Consider the following 8,449-nt stretch of genomic DNA (forward strand, 5'->3'; position numbering starts at 1 on the left):
AATTCTGGAGGAATATCCTCAACTAACGGTTGACGATATTTACGCTGCGATTGCTTATGGTGCTGAGATGACAAGAGAACGCTATGTAGAGATTCCAATGAGGACTGTTGCCTGAAGTTCAAACTGAACGAAAATTTCGGTACGCGTACACTACGCATTTTTCGTGATGCCGGGCATGATGTGGCAACAGTTCGAGAAGAGGAATTGCAAGGAAGTTCCGATCTGCGAATCTATGAGGCCTGTCGTTCCGAAGATCGCTGCTTGGTGACATTAGATTTGGATTTTGCTGATGTGACACGTTTCCCACCTGAACAAACGGCAGGTATTGCTGTGATCCGCGTGCCTCAAAATCCAAGTCTGAGTTTGTTGGAGCAACTGATCCGACAATTTATGACTGCACTTACCCAAACGCAAATAAATCATCAACTTTGGATTATTGAAATCGGTAGGCTGTGCATACATCAAACCGATTAACTTGACAATTTTTGCGTGAACTCCTGTTCTGTCAGAATAGGCACATCAAGTTGAGTTGCACGATCATATTTAGCCCCCGGCGATTCTCCAGCGATTAGATAATCTGTTTTTTGACTAACGCTAGAGCTGACCTTGCCACCCTTTTCTTTAATTTTGTCAGAGGCTTCAGAGCGCGTCATCGTTGAAAGCGAACCGGTTAAAACCACCGTTTTACCGGCAAAAATACTATCAGAGGTTTCTGCAAGTTCGCTTGATTCGGCTGCCCATTGAAGCCCCGCATCTTTCAGCCGTTTCAGGAACTCTTGAACCCTCGGCTGTGAGAAGAAATGGAGGATACTTTCCGCAATTTGTGGTCCGATGCCGTGGATGCTCTCAATATCTTCTAGGCTTGCGTCGGCAAGGGCATCAATTGAGGAAAAGTGGTCAATCAACAATTCGGCGACATTCGCGCCAACGTGGTGAATGCCCAATCCAAACAGTACCTTCGCAACCGGAATGCTGCGACTCCCTTCAATAGCATTTATGAGATTTTCCGCAGATTTCTCCCCCATCCGCTCAAGACTAACTAGATTCCCCTGCTTCAAGGTGTAGAGATCCGCAACATCATGAATCAGCCCAACTCCAACCAGTTGCTCAACGATCGCGGGCCCAAGTCCGTCAATGTTTAGTGCATTCCGTGAGGCAAAATGTTCAATTCGCCGTTTCAGTTGTGCCGAGCAAGCTACATTTACACAACGGATCGCTGCTTCATCTTCTGACCGCTGCACCGACGTTTCGCACACCGGGCAATGATCCGGCAAACGAAAGGCCTTTTCATCACCTTTCCGCTGATCTGTCAATACAGTTATAATTTTCGGAATAACATCTCCCGACCGTTCAAGAAATACTGTATCCCCAACACGAACATCCTTGCGGATAAGTTCCTGCTCGTTATGCAGTGTGGCATGGGTTATTGTCGCACCTGCCAACTGTACAGGGGACAAGATCGCGACGGGCGTCAGGACACCAGTTCGCCCAACCTGTACCTCGATTGCTTCAATCTGTGTTGTTACTTGACGTGCGGGAAATTTACAGGCAATCGCCCAACGCGGACTTTTCGCTGTGGTGCCGAGTGTCTCTTGCTGTTGGAGCGAGTCAACTTTTACAACGATCCCATCGGTATCGTAAGGGACTGTTTCGCGATCGGCAGTCCACTGATGGCAATACGCAATGACAGCTTCGATTGATGAATGTGCTTCGGTATAAGGGTTCATCTTGAACCCCATATCTGCAAGCAGGGCGAGTGCTTCCGTATGCTTTGTAATTTCGATGCCTTCCGCATAACCGAGGCTATAAATAAAAATATCCAACGGACGTGACGCTGTGATGGTGGAATCCAACAAACGCACAGAACCTGCCGCAGCATTTCGCGCATTTGCAAAAGGTGCTTGGTCCTCCGTGACCCGCTGCTGATTCACTTCATCCAACCGATCCCTTGGAATAAACACCTCGCCCCGGACTTCCAAAACAGTTGGCATCGCCCTGATTGATGTCAATCTTAATGGAATCGTGCGGAGGGTGCGTAGATTCGCTGTCACATCTTCCCCATACTCTCCATCCCCTCGTGTGGCACCGCGTACCAATCTACCGTTTTCATAGAGCAGGGCAACCCCCAAGCCATCAATTTTTAACTCGGTCACATACCCAACCGACTGGTCAGGTAGCGCCTTCCGTACACGCTGATCAAAATCGTATAGTTCTTCAGGGCTGTACGTGTTATCAAGGCTCAACATCTGCCCACGATGGGGGACACTAGTGCCAAGCGCCGTTTCACCGCCGACCCGCTGTGTCGGTGAGTCAGGCGTAATAAGCTCAGGATGCGTTGCTTCAAGGCGATCCAACTCTTTCATCAACTGATCATATGCCTCATCTGAAATCTCCGGCTGATCGTCGATGAAATACTTACGTTCATGGTAGCAGATCTGTTCCCGTAGTGTCTCAACCTGATTTTGGATAGAATCGTTTGGCATATCCTTACGCAAAATTTGCAGTTACCAGTATTATTAGACCGAATGCCCTTGTATCCCTGTCCAAGTGGAGAACTCACGTCTTACCTGAGATCCGCGTTGATTCCATCAAGTCATAGAAGGAATTCTACGTTGAAAAGTTGCCAGAAAACTATTTTCCAGACCAAGGCCTCTTTGCGGAAATCTATTTTGCAATCAACAAGAATCTCTCTTTTGTTGGGTCGTGGACCCTCTTCGCTGATAATGTGTAAGGTAAAGCGTGCGGACGCCTGCCGTGAATTAGTCACATCCACGTCAATTTCTTTGAACTGAAATTGGAGCGCATCATACTTCTCAAACACTACGATAATTGTTTGACTAACATCATCGAATTTTGCGGGAATAACACCTGTTGCTAAACCAAGGAGCGTGGTGGGATCATCTGATGCAACGTACGATTCCGAAAAGAGTTCTTGGATTGTTCCCAATTTTCTTATATCCAACGATTCAATTAGCGCTGAGAAACGCTCCAATAACTGAGTAATCTCCATTTTCGGATCCGTTGCAGGCATAAGTCGGATGTTGAGTCCAACGCGGTCGGTCCTAAGCTGAAAGTTTTCTGTTCTAGGCTGATAATCCGTTGCAATAATCATTAAACTGAGATCCCCAGAATAGGGAATACCTATAAAATTGTATTTACCGTCTGCTTCGGTTATTATTGTCTCACCTAATAGCTTGACAGTTGCGCCCGGAATCGGGTTCCGTGTTGTGCCATCGGTAATAATACCTGAAACCGCTCCAAACTTCGGGTCGAGAGAGATATTTAATTCTACATTTTCAGTCCTAAGCTTAAATGGCTTCATTTTGGGTTGGTGATTAATGCCCATGACCACTAACTGGTGGTTATCCGAATAACGGATCCCCTTTCTGATCTAACAAGCTAACGGTTACGCCCTGAATCGGGTTTCCCGTCTTGGTGTCGGTGATAATTCCTGATACCATTCCAAATCGCGGATCTTCTTCCAGATCTAGTGTCTGCTCAGATTCTTCTCCGTCCTCGACGGAAGGAGAAGACGACTCTTCACTGCACCCAAGACAGGTAACTACCCAAATCAAAATAAGAAAAAAACATAGGTTGATCTGAAATTTCATTCGATTTACCTCCGTTCAATTCACGTTACAGAATGAATCGTGCCGAAATAGTATGCAGAGTTAACGCATGTTTTGCGATTTACCTATCACGGAATTACTTTGCTCAAGGGATATTCAATGATATCTTCTGCGCCTACGCTCCTGAGTTCCGGGATGAAGTCTCGAACAATATGCTCATCGACAATCGTTTCGACAGCGTGCCAGCCATCTTGGCTAAGTTGGGAAATCGTTGGATTTCTCATCGCCGGCAAAATAGCGAGCAAGGACTGCAAGTTATCTTGCGCAATGTTCATTTTGAGTCCGACTTTGTTTTGCGCCGCCAATGCTCCGGAGAGAAGGATGTACAAACTTTCCGCCTTATGCCGCTTCCATTCATCCTCCCAACTCTCCTTATTGGCGATCAGCATCGTTACCGATTCAATGACAACATCAACAATTCTTAATTGGTTGGCATGCAAGGTGCTGCCAGTCTCCGTAATCTCTACAATCGCATCGCAGAGATGGGGAATCTTCACCTCTGTTGCGCCGTGTGAAAATTTGACAGTCGCATTGACCCCATTATCCTTGAGATATGCCTCTGTCGCTCCAACTAATTCGGTAAAAATAACTTTCCCTTCGAGATCTGCGACAGACTGGATGGGGGAGTCCTCTGTGACCGCTAACACCCATCGCGCTGGCTGCGTCGTCTGCTTACCGTAGGTAAGCGATGCGACCTCTAGCACATCGACATTGCACTCGCGGACCCAATCTCGTCCCGCCAACCCCACATCAATGACACCGCGTTCTACGTAGAGTGCCATCTCCTGGGGGCGCAGCAACATCACCTCAATCTCGTCATCATCGATGTGTGGATAGTATGATCTGCCGCTGATTGTGATCGTGTAACCCGCTTGTTTGAAAAGGTCAATGGTGAATTCCTGTAGAGATCCTTTAGGAATACCTAATTTCAGTTTGTTCATCGGTTTGTATATCCTGTCTTCAAGTTTTTTCAATTGCTTTGTTCTGACACTAAATCTAACTCTCATTTGTTACAGTAATTGCTTTGTAATGGAACCCCTTCTGTTGTACTTTCTTCATTCCATGCGCGGATAAGCTATGGGCGGGCTTCTAGCCATGCTTTCTCTGCGGTCTGTAACATGTAATCGGGAATTATGGTGAATTCTGAAAATAAATAAACACTTTCGCCCCCCGGTAGGTGCGGTTTCCTAACCGCACCGGTTTGGAGTGTCTTATTAATTAGGACTTACGCAGCTGGCTCATAAGTCCCCTGATAAGGGGGATTTAGGGGGTTAAAAATAAAAAAATCTCGCGCCGCGTGCTAAATTTGCGTAAGTCCTGTTAATTCTAAAATCTACCATAGTATAAGATATGGTATGATACCATACTCCATCCATATTGTCAAAAGTGAAGAAAAAAGGCGTGTTACGTGATGTATTTATTGAGTTCGTCAACACGCCTTAATCTCTCTTTAAGATGCTCGGATCGCAGCCTGCATGTGCTGCAGAAGTTGGCGAGACGCGTAACAAAAATACTCTGTTGGAGTGTAAGCATCTTGACACGCTGAGACGAATCGGGTTAAAATAGACATCAGATATAAAACTATTCAAGAATTGATTTTTTTGGAAGTCCTAAAACGTGGAGGCGTATGAAAGAATGGCAAACAGAATTGAAATTGATCAGCTCAAAATTGACGAGGGATTGTATCGTCTGGTACAAGACGAAATCGCGCCCGGCACAGGTGTGGATGCGGATGCGTTTTGGACATCGCTAGGTGAAATTGTTGCGGACCTTGCACCCAAGAATCGAGCACTTCTGGATAAACGAGACGCATTGCAGCAGCGGATCGACGAATGGTATTTATCTACAAAGGACGAACCAGTCGAGCCAAATGAATATGAGGATTTTCTTGCGGAAATTGGCTACCTACTCCCTGAAGGTGGAGATTTCCACGCGACTACGGCGAATGTGGATCCTGAAATTGCGGACATCTCAGGTCCCCAACTGGTGGTGCCGGTGGATAACGCCCGTTACGCGCTGAATGCCGCCAATGCCCGTTGGGGGAGTCTATATGATGCGTTGTACGGCACGTATCTGCTTTCGGAAGAAGGTCGCGAGCAAAAGGAGGTGGGCTACAACCCTGAGCGCGGTGCGGACGTCATTGCCCAAGTAGAGGCGTTCCTAGATGAAACGATCGGTCTTGAACGGGGGAGGTTTTCAGAAATTACACAATTCTCGCTCAAAGCTGTTGGTGGGACTAACCAATTGGTTGCAAAACTCGACGATGGCAGCGAAGTGGGTTTAGCTGACCTCGGTAAATTTGCCGGGTTTAATGAGAAAAATGGTGAACTGTCCAGTGTTTTGCTCAGAAATAATGGATTACACATTGAGATCCAAATTGATCGCGATCATCTTGTTGGAAAAGACCATCCTGCAGGCGTAAAAGATGTGGTGATGGAGTCAGCTGTCACTACAATTCAAGACTGCGAAGATTCTGTCTCCGCCGTTGACGCCGAGGACAAAACGAAGGTCTACAGCAACTGGAACGGCATCATGCAGGGCACACTGGAAGTGACCTTTGAAAAGGATGGACAGCAGATGACCCGCACGCTAAATGCGGATAAAACCTTTAGGGCACCAGATGGGTCAACACTGACACTTCCAGGCCGAAGTCTTCTGCTAATTCGGAATGTTGGAATTCACATGTACACCGATGCGGTCACCGCGGCAGATGATCAGGAAATTCCTGAAGGCTTCCTTGATGCGATGGTCACATCGCTGGCAGCCATACACGACCTCAAAAGAAATGGGGAATACGTTAATAGCCAAACGGGCAGTATCTACATTGTCAAACCCAAGCTCCACGGTCCTGAGGAGGCTGCAGCAACGGTCGAACTGTTTGAACGGGTGGAACGCGCCCTTGGGCTTGAACGCAATACGTTGAAGATTGGGATTATGGATGAGGAGCGTCGAACCACCATTAACTTGAAGGAAGCCATCCGCGTAGCGAAAGAACGGGTCGTGTTTATCAATACTGGATTTCTAGATCGGACGGGTGATGAAATCCACACAAGCATGGAAGCGGGACCGATGATCCCTAAGCCTGACATCAAGAACCAGCCGTGGATGCTCGCCTATGAAGACTGGAATGTAGATATCGGCATTGAGACGGGACTCCCCGGTAAAGCACAGATTGGTAAGGGGATGTGGGCAATGCCGGATGAGATGGCAGAAATGATGGAGACAAAGATAGCTCATCCGCAAGCCGGTGCGACGACCGCTTGGGTGCCTTCGCCAAGAGCTGCCACACTCCACGCCCTACATTACCATCAGGTGAACGTCAAAAACAGGCACGTGGAACTTGCAAGTAGGGGACGTGCCAGTCTATCGGATATCCTGACACCGCCGTTATCGGATGGAAAATTCAGTGAGACGGAAATTCAGCAGGAACTGGATAATAATGCCCAAGGAATCTTAGGTTATGTGGTGCGCTGGGTTAATCAGGGGATCGGTTGTTCAAAGGTGCCAGACATCCATGACGTTGGGCTGATGGAAGACCGAGCAACGCTACGTATATCGAGTCAACATATCGCGAACTGGCTGCATCACGGCGTTGTGACGCGGGAACAGGTCATAGAAACCTTTGAGCGGATGGCTGCGATTGTTGATAGGCAGAATGAGGGAGATGCCAGCTATCGAAACATGGCACCCGAATTTGACAAGAGTATCGCCTTTCAGGCAGCACTCGATCTGGTCTTTAAGGGCGGAACGGTCCCCAACGGCTATACTGAACCTGTGCTGCACGCTCGTCGGAGAGAGGTCAAAGCGACGCAGTGATGCGTCGCCTTGACTAGCTGAATTAAACCCGTACAAACTTCTGGAACCGTTTGTCTGCGATGACCTCGCTGATGTAGACATCGCCGCGGGAATCAACCCATATACCGTGTGGCGAGTTGCTGAACTGTCCTGGCTGTTCACCTTTCTCGCCCCATTGGGTGATAATTTCACCGTCGAGTGTCATGACGGTAATGCGCTGCCCACCTTCTGCGATATGGATGACATCATCCGAATCGATGAACAGATCGTTGGGCGAGCGAAGGTCGCCCCACTCCGTCAGATATTCTCCGTTAGCGTTGAAAATCTGACACCGAAGGTTTGCACGGTCTAAAATGTAGACCCGATCATTTTTGTCCACGGTGACATCATGAGGCAGGTTAAACTCGCCCGGTCCCGCCCCCGGGGCGCCCCATGAAACGATAACTTCGCCGTCAAGCGTCATGCGATGAACCCGCGATTGTCCGTAGCCGTCCGAGACGTACATTTCGCCGGATTCGGATAAAACTGCGCGGGTCGGCTGATTAAATGGCTGTCCCGGCGGACCCGGTTCATCCACGGTTCCCCATGTTTGTAAGAGTTCCCCAGAGAGCGAAAATCTCCGAACGGTGTGATCTTCGGTGTCTGTCGTGTAAATTTCATCATCGGGACTGATCCAAATCCCATGTGGTGCTTTGAAGATGTCTTCTCCCCAAGAACCGATGAACTGACCATCTCGCTCAAAAACAAGCATGGCGGGGTTAGGACTCCGATTGAATACATAGACACGGTCTTGTGAGTCACAAGCAACAGCGGAGGCAAGCCCTAATTGTGGTATTTGCCCCCAACCTTCTACAACCTCATATCGATAATCGCCACTTCCGTAAACCATACTGATTATCCCTCCTTATAATGAACTAATGAACTGCTGGCTGTTTCACGCATCACGTTTTACACTTAACTTCACCAGCATTAACCCCCAACCCTCGGCGATACGCCTCCAATGACACGAGGTCAGCGGGTGCGAC

8 protein-coding genes are annotated in these 8,449 nt (G+C 48.1%); 3 read left to right on the forward strand and 5 right to left on the reverse strand.

The genetic code is table 11. From position 1 onward, the window contains the following. Positions 1-115 (forward strand): DUF433 domain-containing protein (locus tag J4G02_20565; GenBank protein ID MCE2396920.1); only part of this gene is annotated, 115 nt, incomplete at its 5' end. Then, the gene (locus J4G02_20570) at positions 112-474 is read left to right on the forward strand and encodes a DUF5615 family PIN-like protein (GenBank protein ID MCE2396921.1); all 363 of its coding nucleotides are present in this window, start codon (positions 112-114) and stop codon (positions 472-474) included. The genes J4G02_20565 and J4G02_20570, both read left to right, overlap by 4 nt. Here the strand turns inward: J4G02_20570 and ligA are convergent. The 4 genes from ligA to J4G02_20590 all read right to left on the reverse strand — a co-directional run bounded on the left by ligA (position 471) and on the right by J4G02_20590 (position 4,570). Continuing rightward, positions 471-2,483, reverse strand: coding sequence for an NAD-dependent DNA ligase LigA (gene ligA / locus J4G02_20575; protein MCE2396922.1), 2,013 nt, complete (start codon positions 2,481-2,483; stop codon positions 471-473). The genes J4G02_20570 and ligA overlap by 4 nt on opposite strands. Positions 2,484-2,593: 110 nt before the next feature. Further along, a complete protein-coding gene (locus J4G02_20580; GenBank protein MCE2396923.1) occupies positions 2,594-3,346 on the reverse strand; it encodes a carboxypeptidase regulatory-like domain-containing protein in 753 nt (250 codons plus the stop codon). 16 nt (positions 3,347-3,362) lie between these two features. Then, positions 3,363-3,611 carry a hypothetical protein gene (locus tag J4G02_20585; protein MCE2396924.1) on the reverse strand — a complete coding sequence of 83 codons (249 nt, stop codon included), beginning with the start codon at positions 3,609-3,611 and terminating at the stop codon, positions 3,363-3,365. Positions 3,612-3,697: 86 nt separating this feature from the next. After that, positions 3,698-4,570, reverse strand: a complete 873-nt coding sequence (locus J4G02_20590) for an ATP phosphoribosyltransferase (GenBank protein ID MCE2396925.1) — start codon at positions 4,568-4,570, stop codon at positions 3,698-3,700. A gap of 694 nt (positions 4,571-5,264) precedes the next feature. Here J4G02_20590 and J4G02_20595 point away from each other — a divergent pair. Continuing rightward, complete coding sequence (locus J4G02_20595; GenBank protein ID MCE2396926.1) at positions 5,265-7,445, forward strand: malate synthase G; 2,181 nt, start codon at positions 5,265-5,267, stop codon at positions 7,443-7,445. Positions 7,446-7,467: 22 nt separating this feature from the next. On the opposite strand, the gene J4G02_20600 is transcribed toward J4G02_20595, so the two are convergent. After that, the gene (locus J4G02_20600) at positions 7,468-8,313 is read right to left on the reverse strand and encodes a hypothetical protein (protein MCE2396927.1); all 846 of its coding nucleotides are present in this window, start codon (positions 8,311-8,313) and stop codon (positions 7,468-7,470) included. Positions 8,314-8,449 lie beyond the last annotated feature (136 nt).

The organism is Candidatus Poribacteria bacterium (genome assembly GCA_021295755.1).
In the GTDB taxonomy this organism is placed as follows: Bacteria; Poribacteria; WGA-4E; order WGA-4E; family PCPOR2b; genus PCPOR2b.

Coding starts and splice junctions, on each gene's coding strand:
- J4G02_20595 (MCE2396926.1), top strand. CDS start 5,265: ATGGCAAACAGAATTGAAATTGATCAGCTCAAAATTGACGAGGGATTG.
- J4G02_20585 (MCE2396924.1), bottom strand. CDS start 3,611: ATGAAATTTCAGATCAACCTATGTTTTTTTCTTATTTTGATTTGGGTA.
- J4G02_20600 (MCE2396927.1), bottom strand. CDS start 8,313: ATGGTTTACGGAAGTGGCGATTATCGATATGAGGTTGTAGAAGGTTGG.
- ligA (MCE2396922.1), bottom strand. CDS start 2,483: ATGCCAAACGATTCTATCCAAAATCAGGTTGAGACACTACGGGAACAG.
- J4G02_20590 (MCE2396925.1), bottom strand. CDS start 4,570: ATGAACAAACTGAAATTAGGTATTCCTAAAGGATCTCTACAGGAATTC.
- J4G02_20580 (MCE2396923.1), bottom strand. CDS start 3,346: ATGGGCATTAATCACCAACCCAAAATGAAGCCATTTAAGCTTAGGACT.